Here is an 18,941-nt window from a genome sequence, read left to right as displayed (position 1 = left end):
TGGTGTTGGCTGGGAAAGCAGGCATTATAGCCTGCCTATCGCGCTTGTCAAGCATTTTGTGTGTCAGAATGAAAAATTCGCGCTGCATTAGCGCCGCCGCAGTAGGAAAAGCAGCGCACATTGTCTATAATCGTTGTGATGTAGATTGTTTGAAAGCAAGACACTGTGTCTGAATTAACTAAAATTATCCAATATAACCAGCAATTTGTTGAAGAAGGTGGATACGCCGAATTTTTTACCAATAAATTTCCCGAACGCAAACTGGCGATTTTGTCGTGCATGGACACGCGCATGACCAAATTATTGCCTGCTGCGTTAGGTTTACAAAACGGCGATGCCAAACTGATTAAAAATGCGGGCGCAGTGGTCAGCCATCCTTGGGGTTCGGTGATGCGTTCGCTGCTGGTGGCGGTGTTTGAATTAAAAGTGGAAGAAATTATGGTGATTGCCCATTACGACTGCGGCATGCGCGGACTGAATCCCGACAGCTTTTTACAGCGTGCAGACGAACAGGGCATTCCCGCCGAGCGCATTCAAACCCTTGAAAACGCAGGCATTAACCTAAACAGCTGGCTAACGGGTTTTACCGATGTGGAAGACAGCGTCCGCCACACCGTCCACACCATTTTGCGCCATCCGCTGATGCCCGCGCATATCGCCGTACACGGCATGGTGATTCACCCCACCACAGGTAAGCTTACCGTGGTGATAGATGGCAGCCGTGAATGTACTTTAGGGGCAACATCATGAATAATATTATTTTATTTGGCGGAACATTTGACCCGATACACCACGGACATTTACACCTAGCCTGCGCCGCTGCGGAACAGCTGAACGCCGTGCAAACCCTATTTTTGCCCGCAGGCGAACCCTATCACAAAACCACGCCGCGTACGCCTGCTGAACACCGTTTGGCAATGGCAACGCTGGCTGTAGAATCCTACCCCGATTTTGCTGTATCCGATTGCGACATTGTCCGCAGCGGTGCAACCTATACTTACGACACCGTCCAAATTTTCAAACAGCTCTACCCCAGCGCACAACTGTATTGGCTGCTGGGCAGCGACAGCCTGCTGCAACTGCACACTTGGCATAAATGGCGTGATTTGGTGCGACATACCCGCTTTGCTGTGGCGATGCGTGCAGGTTCAAGCTTAGCGCACACCCCGCGCGAATTGCAAAGCTGGTTGGGCGCAGCGGTACAGAACGGCGAAGTGGTTCTGCTCAACACCAGCCCACCCGACATCAGCTCCACCCAAATCCGCCATACACTGGCAACAGGCGGCGATGTTTCGGCATGGTTGCCCGAAACTGTGGGAGAATATATCCGCCAGCACCGATTATATATTTGAAATCATTTATTTTAAGACAAATCCGCGCCCATTCAGCCCCTGATTTAAGACGGCGTTTGGCGCGACACCAAAAGCTGGTCAATTTTTAAATTATCGGTATCCACCACCTCAAACACATAGCCTGCATAGCAAACCGAATCGGTTTTTTTCGGGATTTTGCGTAAAGAATACATCATAAAACCCGCAATGGTTTCATAGTTTTGTGCATGGGGAAAAGACTCAATCTCAAAAGTACGCATCACATCTGCCAAAGGCGTGGCACCATCTACCAACCAACTGCCGTCATTGCGGCGGACAATTTGCGCTTCTTCGGTATGCACCAGCTCGCCCATCACAATACTCATCACATCTTTTAGCGTAATCACGCCCACCACCAAAGCATATTCGTTCACAATCACAGCAAAATCTTCGCCTGCCGATTTAAACGCTTCCAACATATCAAACAGCGACAGGGTATCGGGAACGAACAAAACCTTACGCAAAATCCGAGTATCGGCAGGACAAACGTCCCGTTCTTTTAACAACAAAGTCAATAAGGCATACGATTCCACATAGCCGATAACGTGTTCCAATCCGCCCTGACACACCAAAAAATTGCTGTGCGGTTTTTGCGCCATAATTTCCAACACTTCATCACTGCCCTGCCCCTGCTCAAAAAATACAATTCCTTCACGCGGACTCATCGCCGAAGTAACGGTACGTTCCTGCATTTCAAACACATTTTCAATCAAATAATGCTCTTGTTGCTTTAATACGCCTGCTTGTGCGCCCGCATCCACCACCGCGTAAATGTCTTCCGAAGTCAATTGTTCCTGACGTACGGTAGAAATCCCCAAACGTGCAAACAAAAAGCCCGCCAAACCGTCAAACAGCCATACCAAAGGTTTAAACAACACAATCAGCCAACGCATCGGACGTACCACTCGTACCGCTACTAACTCTGGATTTGCCATGGCAAATTGCTTGGGCATTAAATCGGCAAACAAGATAAATCCCCCTGTCACCCCTACAAACGCCAGCAATGAAGCCCACGTCCCCGCATAAGGAACAGAAGCAAAAACGCTTTCCAAGTAAGGGCGCAATGCCGCTTCGCCCACCACACCCGCTAAAATCGCCACCGTGTTCAAACCAATTTGTACCACCGCAATAAAACTACCTGCCTGTTCCTGCATCGCCAATACCGCTGTGGCGCGGGCATCGCCTTCTTTTTCCAATAATTGCAATTTGATTTTTCTTGCCGAAGCCAAAGCCAGTTCCGCACAGGAAACAAAGGCACTGGCACACATCAACAAAAACAATATGCCGACAACATAAACAATATTCATCTTGATTCCTTCCTTTTGATTTAAATTTGATTTTTTGAGATGAGAAAGGCAATTAAGCCATTATATTGATAATTTGATAACTATGAGATACTGATAATAGACATAAAAATAACCCTGTGCAAGCACAGGGTTATTGGAATTTGGCACGCCCACGGGGAATCGAACCCCGGTTACCGCCGTGAAAGGGCGATGTCCTAACCGCTAGACGATGGGCGCGTAGAGTATTTCCTGATGGCGCACCCGGAGCGATTCGAACGCCCGACCCTCTGGTTCGTAGCCAGATACTCTATCCAACTGAGCTACGGGTGCATGTCTCGCTGCGCGTACAGCTAATCAAGAAAGATTGAATTATGCCTGTTTGCTGTCTGCTTGTAAAGGCTTGCTATAAAATTTTTTATCCAATTTAAACCATATTGTTTATTTCAAATAAAAAATAGTTTTTACGCCTTGCCCGAAATGCTACAGTTGTTGCGCCGCCAACACCCGTTTTACACTATCTACCACAGCTTGGGTTTGTGGGTCGATTTCCATATTGACCCGCATACCTGCTTCACATTCGCTAAAACGGGTGCGCCGCAGAGTCTCAGGAATCAGGTAAACGCAAAAAGCATCATCACGCACTTCCCCCACCGTCAGGCTACAACCGTCCAAACCGACAAAGCCTTTGGGCAACACATAGGGGCGCAAGGCTTCGGGCAATGCCAGCCAAACCGTACAGTTGTGTTCGCTGTGCTCTACTGCCAGCACTTCGGTTTGTCCCCAAATATGCCCGCTCATCAGGTGTCCGCCGATTTCATCGCCAATGCGGGCTGCGCGTTCAATATTGATGCGGCTGCCTTCCTGCAATCCACCCAAATTGGTTTTTGCCAAAGTTTCTGCCATTAAATCAAATTGGGCGCAATCGCCTTGCACGGCGGTAACGGTTAAACAGCAGCCGTTGTGCGCCACCGACGCGCCTTCGGTCAAATCTTTACCCATGCCTTCGGGCAAACGGACATGAAAAGTGCAAAAATCGGGCGCGGGACGTTGTACTTTTTCTAAAACGCCCATGCCCGCCACAATACCGGTAAACATTGTTCTCTCACCATTTAAATAATGGCTAAATTATAACGATACAAGCTATATTTTGCCAAATACGACACCCCCGCTGCAAGGCGGGGGCGGAATATTTACAGATTAAGGGCAAATCATATCACGCGGTAAATCCAGCAGCTGCCACAGCAGCTTTGAACACGGCTTCATCAAACGCATCAGTATGCGTAACCACCACATAGCTATCTTCGACATTGACATTAATCCAGCGAATCCCTTCAATATGTTCCGTTTGCGCCACCAGCTTGTCTGCATCGCCTTTGTCTTTCAAACCATTTACTGCAATTTTGGATTGAGCCATTATAAAACTCCTAAAATATTGAAATCTCTCAACTGATGGGACAATATAGCTGATTTTATCCCATTATGTTGCCTTATACAGCGGGGACTTGCCCCTTATTGAACCAAAAACCATCTCTTTTCAAAAACGCCGACAAGGGTAATCCGCTTGCTGACTGCCACGGCAAACACCCTGATATCATGGCATTTTTACTTGAAAAGGGCATTTTGCCCGTGTCGGGGCAATCTGTCCAGCCCCATCTAAAATGTTACCGTTTTTTTACAGACTCTGCCACCATTTTAACTTTCCTGCGCCCTGCGCCGCGCCCTTATCTTTTGAATGCTGACTGCCGCATACAGCGCCGCCGCCGCACCCGCCATATCTGCTATTCCGTCCCACACATCTGCCTGACGGGAAACGGTAAAAACCGCCTGTGCCCATTCGCTTGCCACCGCATTGCCCAAAGCAAACACCAGCAAAGGTACAATAGGTAACGTCCGCCGCGCCGTCAGCCATATTTTTGCTAACAACCATGTTTGCGCGAAAAACAGGAAAAAATGTGCCATTTTGTCAAAATGTGGAAACGGCGGCGCAGAGATATCGGCACTTTCGCGCCACACCAGCGCATACGCGCCCGCCAGCCACCACAACAACGCCAAAAACAACCATTTATTGATAAACCAATATTTTTCTTTCATTTTTACAAGCTGATTTAAGTATGAAAGCAGCAAACATACCACGTTCACCAAAAAATTTCCGCAAAAAACTTGCCCGAACGGAAAATTTGTGTTTTAATCACTTTCTTTCGCAAGGCCAGATAGCTCAGTCGGTAGAGCAACGGACTGAAAATCCGTGTGTCGGCAGTTCGATCCTGCCTCTGGCCACCATATCCCACAGCCCGAATCTTATTATTCGGGCTGTTGCTTTATCAAAAAAACATACATCACACACTTTCAACCGTTATCCGTCAAAAGGAATCCGATGAACGACTTTTCCGATTTGTTTAACGATTTTTCTCAAGAACTGGCAGCAGGACACGGCTTTACCGCGCCCATGCTGGCACAAAGCCTGAAAACCCCCGCAGGCTGGGTGGAACTGCTGCTCACCATTGCTTTAGCATGGCTGTGTTTTTATATTGCCGAACATCCCGCCGTGCGCCGCAGCATTGAAAATTGGCGTTGGCGTCCGCTGCGCCACATCGGGCAACGTATTTTCTGGCCGCTGCTGATGTTTGCCGCCGCATCGCTGGCACAGCTTGCCGCCAAAATCGCCGCTTATCCGGTGGTGTGGCCACAACTGCTCGCCATGGCTGCCAACTGGATGATTGGCATCCGTTTGGTATTGGCAATACTGCATTTGGCACTGCCGCAAGGACGTTTTACCGCACAATGGGAACGGCGTTTGTCGGGGCTGCTGTGGGGCTGTTTTGTGCTGTGGGTATCAGGCATTGACAAAATCATTACCGATTGGATGAAATCACTCAGTTTTACCATAGGCAGCAATAAATTAAGCCTCTATACCGTGCTGACGGGTCTGCTGTGGGTCTGCATCGTGATGATGCTGATGATGTGGCTGGCACGCTGGATAGACGAGAGACTGATGAGCACCCAACGTTTGGACATGAACCTGCGTATCGTCTTATCCAAAGTGGTAAAAAGCCTGTTTATGGTGCTGTCGGTGCTGATTGCCCTGCCCTTGGTGGGGATTGATTTGACGGTACTGTCGGTATTTGGTGGTGCTTTGGGTGTGGGCTTGGGTTTTGGTTTACAAAAAATCGCCAGCAACTATGTATCGGGCTTTATTATTTTGGCAGACCGTTCCGTGCGCCCCGGCGACCGCTTAAACGTAAACGGCTTTACCGGCTATGTCGGTAAAATCACTTCCCGCTTTGTGGTATTGCGCAGCGCAGACGGACAAGAAGCCCTGATTCCGAACGAAACCTTTGTTACCTCTACCGTGATTAACGAATCTTACACAGGCAAAGCCCTGTGGCAGAGCTTGGACGTACAAGTCGGTTACAACACCGATTTACCGCGTGCTTTAGCCATTTTGACCGAAGCCGCAGCTGCACAAAAACGCGTTTCTGCCAACCCCGCGCCCAATGCCTTTTTAACAGGCTTTGGCGACAACGGCATTGACCTGCGTGTCGGATTTTGGGTAAACGACCCTGAAAACGGCTTTTTGGGTTTGTTTTCCGATATTTTGATGACGATTTGGCAGCGTTTTAACGAAGAAGGCATTGAGTTCCCCTATCCACAGCGCGAAGTACGCATTTTGCAGGACGACAACGGCGAAACGCCTGCTGTTTTGCCTGTAGAAGATAAGGAAAAACCCAGCGAAACGACTGTATCCGAATCAAAATAATCCCATGCAGACGCCCCAAAAGATAAAATCTTTTGGGGCGTTTTTATATATCCATTCAGACCATTAGAAGCGGTAGCTGGCACCCACCGAAATCATCGGCAGCACTTTTACTTTAGCCACTTTGTCTTGAATTTTCTTTTTCTCTTCGTCAATATGGCGGTTAATTTCTGCTTGTGCCTGTGCGCGTTGTTCGTCAGTCAAACTTGCACCTGCAGCTGCTTCAGCTACCACCAATTTGTCGTTCAGGCTGTTGCTCAAACTGATGCTGGTTTTCGGCGAACCGATAAACACGCCCAAATCGGCAGTAAAGCCCCAAACGCCTTTGGCGGTTTTGATATTATGACCCCAACCGAGACCCAAATAGGGAGAAACCGCAGGATATTTCACTTTGGCAGATACTTTATCATCGTTGCCGTCAATGGTTACATTGTATTCTTTACCGCCCAATTCAAATGTGGCATTTTGGGTAATTTTCGCGGTACCGTCTGCTTTCAATTCGGCACGACCCAGCGCCAAGCCACCAGTTAAACGGAAACCGTTGCTCATCGGGAAATAATCGGCGTAAACATTGGCTTTATTGTTGCGGAATTTGGCACTGTATTTCACATCGCCTTCGTCAAAGTCGCGTGAAATACCCATCACACCCAAATCGCCGCGCACAGTCAGCTGCTCGTTAATGCCGTAACCGCCACCCACGGCAATATTCGGCAGACCTGCTTTACCGTACACTTCAAATTTTTTGTCTGCAGAGTCGTTTGCCAAAGCTGCGCCCGACAAACCCATACCCAACAACAAACCCAAAACAATCTTTTTCATATTTGACACACTCCTGCATTTAAGGAAAAGTAAGGAAATGAAACTCAACGCCTGTAAGCAGACGTTATTATTGTAATCCGATTGTTGGAATTGTGGCAGCAAAACTGGCGTTTTTTTAACCAAGCGCAAGAAAAGGTTAAATTATGTGGTTTTTTTGCAGCAATTTTACGGTAAACCAAGCATGCAGGGCATTACCCAAGCAGATTTTTTCGGCACGAAACAGCATGTCGCGGCTGATACGCGCTATTTTTACCTGCGGATAAGCAGCGCACAACCAACGGCGGGCGATACCGTGCAGCACATCGCCATCGGGAATCAGCATTTCGCCGTCTAATTCAATCATCACGCTGCTGCGCCCGCCTTCTAACAGTGCTCCGCTTTCATCAAAGAACAAGGCATCAAACGCGCCCTGTGCTTGGGCGTTGCGCCATGTTTGGTCAAAAATCTGACGACGCGTGGTTTTGTGGCGGCGCAAAAAGTCGTGCGTGGGCAATACCGTTTCTGAAATCAAAACATAAGGTTCGGGCGCGGTAGACAGGGGCGCATCCGTCCACCCACATTCGCCCTGCGGCGACAATACCAAACGCAAACGGAACACGCCTTGCCCCAAAGCAGCGGCGCGGGCGCAGGCTTGCTGGTAAATGGCTGCGGTTTGACAGGGAATATTGAGTGCGTGCGCCGATTCCTGCAAACGTTGCAGGTGCAGCGGCAAATGGGGAATCGTACCGTTTTCCACACGCATGGTTTCCAAAATGCCGTGTTCAGGGCGCAATTCACTCAGAAAACGGGCTTTCCAAGCACATTCGGTGTATTCGTCCGCGGCAATGCTGTCGGTAACAATGCCGCTGCCTACGCCGTATTCGCCGCGCCACAGGCTCTTATCCTGATGATTTGGATATAGGCACAGGGTGCGAATCAGCACGTTTAAACAGGCACGGTAACCCAAAACACTATCGGGGCAAGGTTCAATCCAACCAATACTGCCCGTGTACAAACCACGCGGCGCAGTTTCCAATAAATCAATGATTTCCATGCTTTTGCGCTTGGGTGCGCCTGTGATGCTGCCGCAGGGGAAAGTGGCAGACAACACCGTTGCCAAGGGCGTGGCAGCGGGCAAACGGGCGCACACAGTGCTGGTCATCTGCCACACGCTGCCAAAGGGCGAGACTTTAAACGGTTCGGGTACGCTCACGCTGCCTGTTTCGGCGATTTTGCCCAAATCGTTGCGTAATAAATCCACAATCATGGTGTTTTCGGCACGGTTTTTTGGGTCTTGACGTAACGATTCGGCGCGTTGCGCGTCTTGGCTGTCGCCCAAACGCGGGGCTGTGCCTTTCATCGGTTCGGTGCGGATCAGACCTGTTTCGTCTATGCGTAAAAACAATTCGGGCGAAAAACACAATAGCCAATCGGGTGCGTCTGCACGGGCTGGCAAACGCATCAAAGCGGCATAAGGTACGTTTTGGCGCAAACGGGCATACAGGCGCGGCGGTGCGCCATAGGCGTGCAGGTGCAAACGTTGGGTATAGTTGATTTGATAGGTTTCGCCACGCGCAATCGCAGCTTGAATCCGCGCCACGGTGTCGAGATATTCACTTTCGCTGATATTGGGCTGCGGACACGATACCCCCGCATCGCCGCTGTATTGTGCCAACCATGTATTTACATCTTCCACAGGCTCTTGATGAGTAAACCACAACACACGCGCCACCCCACCCGCTGCAAACGCATAATCCACTGCCAATGCTGCATGATGCCCTTGCGCCCAACCACGCTGCAAACAGTCGTCCAAACCCGCCCACACGTCCAACACATCTTCATCAACAAAACCGTGCAGCAGCTTTGCCTGCCCCGCTACGGCATCGTCAAACAACACAAACGGCTGCATCACACACCCTTTCCCTAATTTTGATAAACGGGCGATTATATAGCGGATGCGCCCGTGTCAAACACGTTAATTTGTGTTAAAATCGGTTTTATAATCAACAGGCGCACCCGCGCCACCTTTTCCCCACTGAAAGGTACGACCATGACCGAACCGCAACTGAAACCCTTTGAAAAAATTGCCCTGACCGAGCAGGAACAAGAAAGCTTGAGCGTTTTTAAACAGGCTGTTATCGAACACCGCGGACGCGCCAGCAAGGAAGACAGCGGCAGTGCGCCCCTGCCCGCCGATTATCCCTACAAAACCCGTATGAAACGGCGCGAATACGAAAAAGAAAAGAAAAAACTGCAAGTTGAGCTGCTGAAAGTACAAAGCTGGGTAAAAGACAGCGGCGAGAAAATTGTCGGTTTATTTGAAGGGCGCGATGCGGCAGGCAAAGGCGGTACCATCAAACGCTTTATGGAACATCTTAACCCGCGCGGTGCGCGCGTGGTGGCATTGGAAAAACCCACCGAAACCGAACGCGGACAATGGTATTTCCAACGCTATATCCAAAACCTGCCCACTGCCGGCGAAATCGTGTTTTTTGACCGTTCTTGGTACAACCGCGCCGGTGTGGAACGCGTAATGGGCTTTTGCGAACCGCACGAATACATGATGTTTATGCGCCAAGCCCCCGAATTGGAGCGCATGCTGGTATCCAGCGGTATCCATTTGTTTAAATTTTGGTTTTCTGTTTCTCAAGAAGAACAGCTGCGCCGTTTTGTGTCGCGTTACGACGACCCGCTGAAACACTGGAAACTCTCGCCCGTTGACATCCAATCACTGGACCGTTGGAACGACTACACCGAAGCGAAAAACGCCATGTTCTTCCACACCCACACCAAAGACTCTCCGTGGGTTATCATCAAATCGGACGACAAAAAACGTGCACGTTTGAACTGCATCCGCTATTTCCTGCACACGCTGGATTATCCGGGCAAAGACCTGAAAGCCATCGGCGCAGTGGACCCGCAAATCGTGATGCACCCCGATATGAACAAAACCACGCAAGACCGCGGTTAATGCAATCGGATTAGGGCGTGTCCCTATTTGCTTTGCCCATTACGCCCTCCCCCGTAAAAACGGGGGAGGGAACAGTGTTGAAAAATTGTTGTGTACTGTCTATCAGATGAAAACCCATCCCCGTATGCTTACCATACGGGGATTTTTTTAACTTTCTGATGCTTTATTCGCAGAAGCAGCCGATTTGCGCCGTCTGCGGCGGCGCTTTTTCTTGGCGGGCGCATCGCCTGAAGAGGTATTGGATTGGGCTGCGGTCATCTGCTTGCGTTGCGCTTCATTGGCTGCTTGAAACCGTGTCCACCATTCTGCCGTTTGTGCATCGGCTTCGCCCGCCGCCGCCCGAATCAGCAGAAAATCATAAGCAGCACGAAAACGCGGTTGTGCCAAAAGACGAAACGGACGACCACCACGCTGATGAGCAAACTGCGGCTGCATCAGCCAAATCTCACGCATTACCGCCGAATAACGCTGCGGCACGCCCCAATCGCGTTCAAAACCGCCGCGAATCTGCAGCACCGCATCGCCCATCGCTGCGGCGGGGGATTGTCCGCGCCCGATATTGTGCTGCCACAACGGACGCACCCGCGCCCATAGCAAAGCCGCCAACACAAAACCCGCCGATACGGTTTTGCCTTCGCGCACCCGCGCATCTGTGCCGCGCAAAGCCTGCGCCACCACCGTGTCCTGTTCCAAACCCTGCTGCAAAACCGATAAAAACGGATGCACTTCATCGCCCACGCCCAGCACTGCCAATTGGCGCAAACAGGCTTCCGCATAACCGCAGAATAAAATTTTCAATAATTCGTCAAACAAACGCGACTGCGGCTCACGCGCCAATAAATGCACCGCAGCGGCAATGGGTGCAGCCGTTTCCGCCGCCACTTCAAAACCCAGCTTGCCCGACAAACGCACTGCCCGCAAAATCCGCACAGGATCTTCACAATAACGCTCTGCCGCATCGCCAATCATCACCAGCCGCCGCGCCGCAATATCGTCCATGCCCCGATGAAAATCAATCACCTCCCCTTTAATCACATCGTAATACAAAGCATTACAGGTAAAATCGCGCCGTACCGCATCTTGCGCCATTGTGCCATAAGCATTGTCGCGCACCACCCTGCCCGCATCGTTTTGGCGCACCTGCCCGCTGCGGAAAGTGCTGACTTCCACCGTTTCCACCCCCATCGGCACATGCACAATCGGAAAACGCCTGCCCACAATACGACTGCGCCGAAACAATGCCTTAACCTGTTCGGGCGTGGCATTGGTCACCACATCAAAATCTTTCGGCTGCACCCCCAGCAGCAAATCGCGCACCGCACCACCCACCAGATACGCCTCATAACCCGCCTGAACCAGCTTGCGGATAATGCTGACCGCCGCCGTTCCTTCCACAATTAAATCCACCGAACGGCGCACTTCCCCAGCAGCGGCATTTCTTGCCAATTTTTTCTTAACCCATTGTTTTATCATAATTTATCAAAAATAAATAAACACCCGATAATACACATTAGCGGGTGTTTGTACAAGGTTTAACGCTTATTCTGCTGCTTCATCTGCAGCTTTTTTCAAAATCACATACAGCTCGTCTTTCAAAGCCAGTTTTTTCACTTTCAATTGATGAATTTCTTCTTCCGCAGACGAACCTGTTACAGGGTCTTTTTCTAAATTGGTAATTTTCTCATCCAATTCGTTATGCTCATTAAACAAACGGGTAAAATGTGCGTCTTTGTTCTTCAATTCAGTAATCAAATTACGGTACTCGGGAAACATATTCAATGCCTTTCAAAACATGATTGGGGGAAAAAAATCCAATGCTTATTGTATAGAAACTCGGCGAAATTTGCCAGCCTTTTACCCCGTTTTACCTAGCTGCGGCTGCCGAAAATCGCCCGCCCTATCCGCACCATGGTTGCACCATACGCCACCGCATCTGCCAAATCACCACTCATGCCCATCGATAAAGTATCCACTTGATGATACTTCTGCTGCAAACCTGCCAATAAATCGCGCATTAAAGCAAACTCTGCCACAGTCTGTTCACGGTTATCCGCCGTGGGTACACACATCAGCCCACGCAAACACACATTTGGCAAGGCAGCCACTTCATCTGCCAATGCCATCACTTCATTAGGGGCAACGCCGTGTTTGGCTGTGGAAGCGCTGGTATTCACTTCAATACACAGCTGCAAAGGCGGTAAATGGCTGGGACGTTGATGGCTCAAACGCCGTGCCAGTTTCACGCTGTCCAGCGTATGCACCCACGCTGCCTGCCCTGCCACCATACGGCTTTTATTAGACTGAATATGCCCGATAATATGCCACACCAAATCAGGACAACTGTCGCGCAAATCTTGCGCTTTTTGCTGCCATTCCTGAATATAATTCTCGCCAAAATCGCGCTGCCCTGCCCGATACAGCGTGGCAATATCGGCAGCGGGAAATGTTTTACCCACTGCAATCAAACGCACGGTTTCCGCATCGCGCCCCGCTGCCGCTGCTGCCATTTGAATTTGTGCCAACACTTTTAATCGGTTTGCTGATAAATCATTCATTTTATATCCATATATAAAAAAGGCCTGCAATGATTGCAAGCCTTTTGATTTTATCCAATCAACACAGCTTTATGCTGCATTAAATTAGAATTTGTGTTTTACACCCACGCCGATAGTACCGATGGCGTCTTTGTCTTCTTTTCTACCATACTGAATATAACCGATTTGGCTGTTCAGTTGGGTACGTTTAGACAGGTGATAATCGGCACCCAATACACCTTGAACATATTTAACACCTTTATCTTTTGTCAAGGTATTATCTGCTGTATCAAAGATTTTAGCATTAAAGCCATAGGCTGCACTACCTTTTACAGTTACGGCGTCGTTAATGGTATAAGCAGCAGTTGCAGCCACTTCATGGAAACGTGCCAAATATTCCGTACCTCTGTCACTTGTGTCACCAATCTTACCATCAACATTTTGTGAATATTGGTAAGCCAAACCTGCAGTCAAGTTGTCATTACGGAAACCCGCTTGCGCCAAAGCCTGATAGCCATATTTGTGTTTGGCACTTACTTTTTTGTTAGGATCGGCTTCACGAGCCACCAATTCAACATTGCCTGCACCACGTTTTACTGCAGTACCCGCCACATCTGCAAAGAAACCACCACCGGGTTGCTGGTAGCTGGCAGATGCACCGTAAACAGGACGGTCAACACGTTTGTTATCTGCACCGTTGCCACTGGCACTGTTTTGATCATCCATACGGTTGTTATCGCTGGGCGATACATAGGCTTTGGCAGTAAAACCGCCCATATCGGGGGTGGTGTACTGTACGGCTACACGGCGTTTTACCACATCGTTACCACGGGTAAAGAAACCTAAACCAGCAGCATCGCTGTTGTATTCCCACACATCCAGTTCGCCATTCAACTCACCTACGGGGTTGTGGAAGTAACCTGCTTTTACTTGACCGAAGCCACCTTCCAAACCAACAAACGAATTACGGGTACCAAAACCGTTTACACCTGCAGTTTCGTTTTTAGCGACATTAGTAACCACTTTTGTACCAGCTGCGCCACCAGCAATATCCACTTTTTGCTCTAATTGCCAAATAGCTTTCAAGTTGTCAGACAATTGTTCTTGACCCTTGAAGCCAATGCGCGAACCGTAGTCCACGATATTGGTTACAGTGCCTTTGACGTCTTTTTCTTTGGTAACTTCTACACCGCCTTTGATTTGGCCGTACAGAACGACTTCAGCCATAGAAGCAACAGGCAGAGCTGCCAAAGTGAGCGCGATCAGAGTTTTTTTCATTTCTGTCATTCCTTAAATTTAGAAACAAAACAACGAATTTGCACCAGCAAAATCCGCATCGGTTTTCAAAACGCCCCAACCCGCCGGTTGAAACGCCTCAATTCAGGTAACAATATAAAGGTTTCGCCCAAAAAAAACAAATCAATTTTTGCGTTTTATTTGATTTTTTTGTTGCCCGATGGTGCGCCAAATGCTGCAAAATCCAAAAAAAACAACAAATAATCAAATCCATGCAAACCAATCAGGCAAAAAGAACCTATACCGTTCCCACAGCCTATGTTGCGTGTTTCATACATTTTACGCCACACAACCCGCTGTAAAAACAATACCCAAACTGCATCATAGCCGTATTCTAGCATATTTTTTGGGATTTGCCATATTTTGCCCCATTTATGGCTTGGGCTGTTCGTTGGCTTCTTTTAATTTAACATATTTATAATAGGAATTGGCAGCCACTGAAGCAGAAATCACCCAACCGTCGCCACCGTATAAAAAACCTTTTTTGAAAACATAGCTTTTTAAAAAGGCAAATGCACCATGGGCAACGGCTTGGGCAGTGGTGGCGGATTTTTTGCCACGATAACGCTCGGCGTACAAATCACTGTAAAACTGCATTTTGGCAAGCAGTTCGCCTGCACCGTTATAAGAATAGTGCAGCAATTCGCCCGATAAAGCGGTTAATTGGCTATCATTTTGAATTTCAATGCGTTCATGCACAGGTACATCAGAAAATGCGGTATGGCTGCGGTGATACAGGCGCGGCACCATATCGGGATACCAACCGCAGCCGCGAATGGGACGACCACGGTAATGGTTTAAACGTGACACGGTATAAATTTTATTTATTTCTGAAAAATCAATTCTTTGCAAGGACTGCATTAATTCATCGCTGACGATTTCATCGCTGTCGATGTTCATAATCCAACCGTTGCGGGCTTGAGCCGCTGCCCGATTTTTCAGCTTGCCAAATCCTTCAAAAACATGATGATGTATAGAAACATTGGCATATTCGCCGGCAATTGCCAAAGTATTGTCCTGCGAGCCGTTGTCCAGCACCACCACTTCATCAAAACCACGCAAGGCATTGAGTACGCGCACCAAATGGCGTTCGGAATTTTTGGTTAATACTGTGGCACTGATAGGCAAAACGGACGAAGTCATATCCATATTCCAATAATTAAGCGGATAAAAGCAAAGATTAACAATACTTTGGCTAAAACCACCACCACACTGTGTACGGCGTGGGCGTGGCGGCGCAGCGGCGACAAACGGAATAATCCGTAAACCATCAGTACAAAAAAGGTAAAAAATAATATTTTATTCAGCATGTTGGCGTGCGGCTTTTTCCGCCAAACCCGATACGCCCTGCCGCCGCGCCAATTCTGCCAACACGCTTTCTACACGAATGCCCTGCTGCGCCAGTAAAACCATGCTGTGAAACCATAAATCGGCGGTTTCGTAAATCAGATGTTCGCGGTCGCCATCTTTGGCTGCCATCAGCACTTCGCCTGCTTCTTCAATCACTTTTTTGAGGATTTTGTCGGTGCTGCCTTGCAATAATTTGGCGGTGTAAGACGATTGGGCATCGGCATGTTTGCGTTGTTCTAACAAATCCGCCAAAGCGGGCAGAATCTCGCTACTCATTATTATTCCTTGATTATCAATAGATTTCATCAGCAGGTTTCAGCACAGGCAAGTTGTTCTGCCATTCACCGTTGCGCCATACACGGTAAAAACAACTTTCACGCCCTGTGTGGCAGGCAATGCCGCCATGCTGACGAATCAGCATCACAATGGCATCGCCGTCACAATCTAAATACATTTCATGTACTTGCTGCACATGCCCTGATTGTTCGCCTTTTTTCCATTGGGCTTGGCGGGAACGGCTGTAATAGTGGGCGAAACCTGTTTCGGCGGTGCGGCGCAGGGCTTCGGCGTTCATCCATGCCAACATCAAAACTTTTTTGGTTTCAAAATCTTGGGCAACAGCGCACACCAAACCGTCCGCATTCCATTTGACGGCATCAATCAGGGCATCGGCATTCATGCGGCTGCGCCCTCTACCACGCACGAGCCAACAATTTTGGCGTTGGGGCGGTTTTCCAACAAACGACGGGCATCGGCAGGCACACCGCTATGGCAAGAGATTGCACTGATTGAGTTTTTCGGCGAACCTTCAATCACGCGGTCGCTGTACACCATATAGCTGAAAGTGTGGCGTTTGCTGTCGTAGTAGCGGATAATCTGCATAGTTTTAAAGGCAAAACTGGCACTGCGTTTAAACACTTTGCTGGGCTTGGCAACGGTTTGTTCGTTGTATTCAATCGCGGGCGCGGTTTGGGCGCAGGATACGGAAAAATAGCTGGTATCTTCTTCTAAATTAACGGTTTCTTTTAAACCACCTTTTTTGGCATAGGAAAGATAGCACGCCACGCCTTTCACATCGGGGTCGTCAAAGGCTTCAATTTCAATGCGGTCGTTTTTGCCCAGCAGGTGAAAAACGGTGTCGGCTTCGCCGATTTTGTCGGTATTTTTGCCGCAAGCTGCCAGCAATAACACGGCAGCCAATAGGGTAATTTTTTTCATTATAAACATTCCTTTTATTTATCAATATTTAGAACTCGCCTTTTTTCGCACCACCTACCACTACGACATTCATTTGCTCGGGGCGGATGTGTTTTTGCCAAGCGTGTTTAATGGTTTCACTATCCAAGGCATTGATTTTACTGTTGTAGGTATCCAGCCAGTTATCGGGGCGGTTGTAATAGGCTGCGCTGATTAAATGTCCCAGCAGCTTGCCATTGGTGTCAAAACGCAGCGGAAAACTGCCTGTAATATAGGCTTTTGCTTGTTTTAATTCTTCTTCATTAGGTCCTTGTGCGACAAAATCCGCCAGCACTTTTTGCGCGGCTTTCAGCGCGGCGCGTCCGTTTTTGCGCTCGGTGGCAAAGGAAATTTCCAGCGGTCCTGCTTCAATATAGGGCGACAAACTGCTGCCTGCGCCGTAGGTGTAACCGTGTTGGTCGCGCAATACTTTCATCAAACGGCTGTCAAAACCGCCACCACCTAAAATATAGTTCCCCACCAGCATGGCGAAATAATCGGGGTCGTCTGCTTTTAATACGGGCAAACCCATTTGAATAATGGTCTGCTGATTGTGCGGATAGGGCAGATGTTCAAATTGTCCACCGCGCACACGCACAGGCGGCAAGCGCGTATCGGCAGCAGGGCGGGCAGGCAGCGGCTGTAATAATTCATCTGCCAAACGCGCAGCACGTTCGCGCCCGATGTCGCCAACAATGGCGATAATGGCATTGCTTCGCGCATAATGTTTGCGATAAAAATCATGCAAATCCTTGCTTTGAACAGCTTGGATTTTTTCTACGGTTTGAAATGCGCTTTTGCCATAGGGGTGGTCGGGATAGTTCAGACGCTCAAGGGCGCGGGAAGCGAGAAACCCCGGATATTGTTCGCTTTGCTGCAATGCCAGCGCAGCACGGTTTTTGATGCGTTGCAAAATAGTGGCGTCAAAACGGGGGGAAGCCAGCGATTGGGCAAAAATATCACTGGCAGCTTGCAGTTTGTCGGGGTGGCTGAGGCTGCGCATACGGAACGATGCGTAACCAGATGAGGCACTCCCCGACAAACTCGCGCCCAAATCGTTGATTTTTTCGGAAATCTGCTCTTCATTCCAATCGCGGTTGCCCAACACCAGCATAGATGCGGCGGCGCTGGCGGTATTGTCTTTGCCTACAGGGTCGGCAGCCGAACCCGCGCCTTTAAACAAAACCGCTACATCCACCATCGGCAGTTCACGGCGTTCCACCAACAGCACCTGTGCGCCGTCTGCGGTTTTCCAGCGTTGGATATCCACAGCCTGCGCCACCGCGCACGCAGTCACCAGCAAAGCAAACAGTTTTTGAGGCAGATAGCGCACCATGTTTCTCCCAATAAGGACAAAAGGGAAAGTATAGCAGTTTCGGCGCACACAGGGCAAAACGGTGTGCGCCCTTCGCTTTAATAACGGATTTTCGGGTCAATTACCGCATATAGAATGTCCACCAGCGCATTAAACGCAATGGTCAGCACGCCCACCAAAATGGTCAGGCTTAATACCATGCCATAATCGCGGTTGAGTGCGCCGTTTACAAACAGTTGTCCGATACCTGGTAAGCCAAAAATGGTTTCAATCACAATGGAACCCGTGATAATCCCCACAAACGCAGGTCCTAAATAGGAAATCACAGGCAATAGCGCGGGACGCAGTGCGTGTTTGAACACAATATAGCGCATCGGCAAACCTTTTGCCCGCGCCGTACGGATAAACGGACTGTTCATCACTTCAATCATGGAACCGCGCATAATCCGCGAAATACTCGCCACATACGCCATCGACAACGCCGCCACAGGCAACACCAAATTCATCCACGCGCCGCCGTTCCAACCACCTGCGGGAAACCATTTCAGCGTTACCGCAAACACCAGCACCATCAGCGGTGCTTTCACAAAGCTGGGAATCACGACCCCTGTCATTGCCAGCGTCATCAGTGTGTAATCGGTGGCAGAGTTTTGCCGCAACGCCGCCAACACGCCCAACGTTACCCCCAGCAGCAGCGCAATCACAAACGCATATATACCGATTTCCACCGACACGGGCAAAGCCTGCGCCAACAGCTCGTTTACCGAATGGTCTTTATATTTAAACGATGGTCCAAAATCGCCTTGCGCCAATTGTTTTAAATAATTTAAATACTGTAGCCACATCGGGTCATTTAAATGGTATTTGGCTTCAATATTTGCCAACACCGCAGGCGGCAGGTTGCGTTCGCCTGTAAACGGACTACCTGGTGCCAAGCGCATCATAAAAAACGATACCGTAATCAACACCAGCAAAGTCGGTACGGCTTCCAGTAGCCGCCGTATAATCAATTTCAGCATACAAACCCCCTA

Annotated in this window: 21 protein-coding genes and 3 tRNA genes; 5 read left to right on the top strand and 19 right to left on the bottom strand. The window is 49.2% G+C overall.

Annotated elements, in window-relative coordinates; translation table 11 throughout:
- Nucleotides 1-165: 165 nt before the first annotated feature.
- The gene (locus tag H3L98_RS04065; RefSeq protein WP_027022537.1) at nucleotides 166-750 is read left to right on the top strand and encodes a beta-class carbonic anhydrase; all 585 of its coding nucleotides are present in this window, start codon (nucleotides 166-168) and stop codon (nucleotides 748-750) included.
- Complete coding sequence (nadD, locus tag H3L98_RS04060) at nucleotides 747-1,352, top strand: nicotinate (nicotinamide) nucleotide adenylyltransferase (protein WP_027022538.1); 606 nt, start codon at nucleotides 747-749, stop codon at nucleotides 1,350-1,352. The genes H3L98_RS04065 and nadD overlap by 4 nt, the downstream gene beginning before the upstream one ends.
- A 44-nt stretch (nucleotides 1,353-1,396) precedes the next feature.
- On the opposite strand, the gene paeA is transcribed toward nadD, so the two are convergent.
- From paeA to H3L98_RS04030, 6 genes are all read right to left on the bottom strand, one after another.
- The gene (paeA, locus tag H3L98_RS04055; protein ID WP_027022539.1) at nucleotides 1,397-2,677 is read right to left on the bottom strand and encodes a polyamine export protein PaeA; all 1,281 of its coding nucleotides are present in this window, start codon (nucleotides 2,675-2,677) and stop codon (nucleotides 1,397-1,399) included.
- A gap of 141 nt (nucleotides 2,678-2,818) precedes the next feature.
- Nucleotides 2,819-2,893: transfer RNA gene (locus tag H3L98_RS04050), tRNA-Glu, on the bottom strand.
- 16 nt (nucleotides 2,894-2,909) lie between these two features.
- Nucleotides 2,910-2,986 (bottom strand) — tRNA-Arg (locus tag H3L98_RS04045).
- A gap of 150 nt (nucleotides 2,987-3,136) precedes the next feature.
- Complete coding sequence (locus H3L98_RS04040) at nucleotides 3,137-3,751, bottom strand: riboflavin synthase (RefSeq protein WP_027022540.1); 615 nt, start codon at nucleotides 3,749-3,751, stop codon at nucleotides 3,137-3,139.
- Nucleotides 3,752-3,869: 118 nt separating this feature from the next.
- Entirely contained in the window at nucleotides 3,870-4,070 is a 201-nt protein-coding gene (locus H3L98_RS04035; RefSeq protein ID WP_027022541.1) for a hypothetical protein, read from the bottom strand.
- Between the two features lie 278 nt (nucleotides 4,071-4,348).
- On the bottom strand, nucleotides 4,349-4,747 hold the full coding sequence (locus tag H3L98_RS04030) for a VanZ family protein (RefSeq protein WP_027022542.1): 399 nt from the start codon (nucleotides 4,745-4,747) through the stop codon (nucleotides 4,349-4,351).
- A 113-nt stretch (nucleotides 4,748-4,860) separates the two neighbouring features.
- Here H3L98_RS04030 and H3L98_RS04025 point away from each other — a divergent pair.
- Nucleotides 4,861-4,936: transfer RNA gene (locus H3L98_RS04025), tRNA-Phe, on the top strand.
- A gap of 94 nt (nucleotides 4,937-5,030) precedes the next feature.
- Nucleotides 5,031-6,413, top strand: a complete 1,383-nt coding sequence (locus tag H3L98_RS04020; protein WP_051532140.1) for a mechanosensitive ion channel family protein — start codon at nucleotides 5,031-5,033, stop codon at nucleotides 6,411-6,413.
- A 63-nt stretch (nucleotides 6,414-6,476) separates the two neighbouring features.
- Here H3L98_RS04020 and H3L98_RS04015 read toward each other — a convergent pair whose 3' ends face one another.
- Together H3L98_RS04015 and H3L98_RS04010 are read right to left on the bottom strand one after the other, a co-directional pair.
- Nucleotides 6,477-7,229: a hypothetical protein gene (locus H3L98_RS04015; protein ID WP_034333820.1), complete on the bottom strand. Its 753-nt coding sequence runs from the start codon at nucleotides 7,227-7,229 to the stop codon at nucleotides 6,477-6,479.
- A 136-nt stretch (nucleotides 7,230-7,365) separates the two neighbouring features.
- On the bottom strand, nucleotides 7,366-9,117 hold the full coding sequence (locus H3L98_RS04010) for a bifunctional chorismate-binding protein/class IV aminotransferase (RefSeq protein ID WP_027022544.1): 1,752 nt from the start codon (nucleotides 9,115-9,117) through the stop codon (nucleotides 7,366-7,368).
- Between the two features lie 141 nt (nucleotides 9,118-9,258).
- Between H3L98_RS04010 and ppk2 the strand changes: the two genes are divergently transcribed.
- Nucleotides 9,259-10,179, top strand: a complete 921-nt coding sequence (ppk2, locus tag H3L98_RS04005) for a polyphosphate kinase 2 (protein WP_027022545.1) — start codon at nucleotides 9,259-9,261, stop codon at nucleotides 10,177-10,179.
- 147 nt (nucleotides 10,180-10,326) lie between these two features.
- Here ppk2 and pcnB read toward each other — a convergent pair whose 3' ends face one another.
- From pcnB to oppB, 11 genes are all read right to left on the bottom strand, one after another.
- Nucleotides 10,327-11,652 carry a polynucleotide adenylyltransferase PcnB gene (pcnB, locus tag H3L98_RS04000; protein ID WP_027022546.1) on the bottom strand — a complete coding sequence of 442 codons (1,326 nt, stop codon included), beginning with the start codon at nucleotides 11,650-11,652 and terminating at the stop codon, nucleotides 10,327-10,329.
- Nucleotides 11,653-11,718: 66 nt separating this feature from the next.
- Entirely contained in the window at nucleotides 11,719-11,952 is a 234-nt protein-coding gene (locus H3L98_RS03995; protein WP_027022547.1) for an HP1242/YdcH family protein, read from the bottom strand.
- Between the two features lie 95 nt (nucleotides 11,953-12,047).
- Nucleotides 12,048-12,734 (bottom strand): YggS family pyridoxal phosphate-dependent enzyme, encoded by a 687-nt coding sequence (locus tag H3L98_RS03990; protein ID WP_027022548.1) that lies wholly within the window; start codon nucleotides 12,732-12,734, stop codon nucleotides 12,048-12,050.
- An 84-nt stretch (nucleotides 12,735-12,818) separates the two neighbouring features.
- On the bottom strand, nucleotides 12,819-13,991 hold the full coding sequence (locus H3L98_RS03985; RefSeq protein ID WP_027022549.1) for a porin: 1,173 nt from the start codon (nucleotides 13,989-13,991) through the stop codon (nucleotides 12,819-12,821).
- 390 nt (nucleotides 13,992-14,381) lie between these two features.
- Complete coding sequence (locus tag H3L98_RS03975; protein WP_034333858.1) at nucleotides 14,382-15,152, bottom strand: glycosyltransferase family 2 protein; 771 nt, start codon at nucleotides 15,150-15,152, stop codon at nucleotides 14,382-14,384.
- Nucleotides 15,149-15,319 carry a hypothetical protein gene (locus H3L98_RS03970; protein WP_156932339.1) on the bottom strand — a complete coding sequence of 57 codons (171 nt, stop codon included), beginning with the start codon at nucleotides 15,317-15,319 and terminating at the stop codon, nucleotides 15,149-15,151. The genes H3L98_RS03975 and H3L98_RS03970 overlap by 4 nt, the downstream gene beginning before the upstream one ends.
- Nucleotides 15,309-15,635 carry a phosphoribosyl-ATP diphosphatase gene (locus H3L98_RS03965; RefSeq protein WP_027022550.1) on the bottom strand — a complete coding sequence of 109 codons (327 nt, stop codon included), beginning with the start codon at nucleotides 15,633-15,635 and terminating at the stop codon, nucleotides 15,309-15,311. Before H3L98_RS03965 ends, H3L98_RS03970 begins: the two co-directional genes overlap by 11 nt.
- 16 nt (nucleotides 15,636-15,651) lie before the next feature.
- A complete protein-coding gene (gene hisI / locus H3L98_RS03960; protein ID WP_027022551.1) occupies nucleotides 15,652-16,038 on the bottom strand; it encodes a phosphoribosyl-AMP cyclohydrolase in 387 nt (128 codons plus the stop codon).
- Nucleotides 16,035-16,577: a CreA family protein gene (locus H3L98_RS03955; RefSeq protein ID WP_027022552.1), complete on the bottom strand. Its 543-nt coding sequence runs from the start codon at nucleotides 16,575-16,577 to the stop codon at nucleotides 16,035-16,037. Before H3L98_RS03955 ends, hisI begins: the two co-directional genes overlap by 4 nt.
- Before the next feature lie 28 nt (nucleotides 16,578-16,605).
- The gene (locus H3L98_RS03950; RefSeq protein ID WP_034333825.1) at nucleotides 16,606-17,931 is read right to left on the bottom strand and encodes a M16 family metallopeptidase; all 1,326 of its coding nucleotides are present in this window, start codon (nucleotides 17,929-17,931) and stop codon (nucleotides 16,606-16,608) included.
- Nucleotides 17,932-18,008: 77 nt separating this feature from the next.
- Nucleotides 18,009-18,929, bottom strand: a complete 921-nt coding sequence (gene oppB, locus H3L98_RS03945; protein WP_027022554.1) for an oligopeptide ABC transporter permease OppB — start codon at nucleotides 18,927-18,929, stop codon at nucleotides 18,009-18,011.
- Nucleotides 18,930-18,941: the final 12 nt, after the last annotated feature.

Source organism: Conchiformibius steedae (assembly GCF_014054725.1).
GTDB lineage: Bacteria > Pseudomonadota > Gammaproteobacteria > Burkholderiales > Neisseriaceae > Conchiformibius > Conchiformibius steedae.
Note: the sequence above shows the minus strand (reverse complement) of the source record. Positions and strands in the feature narration are given on the sequence as shown.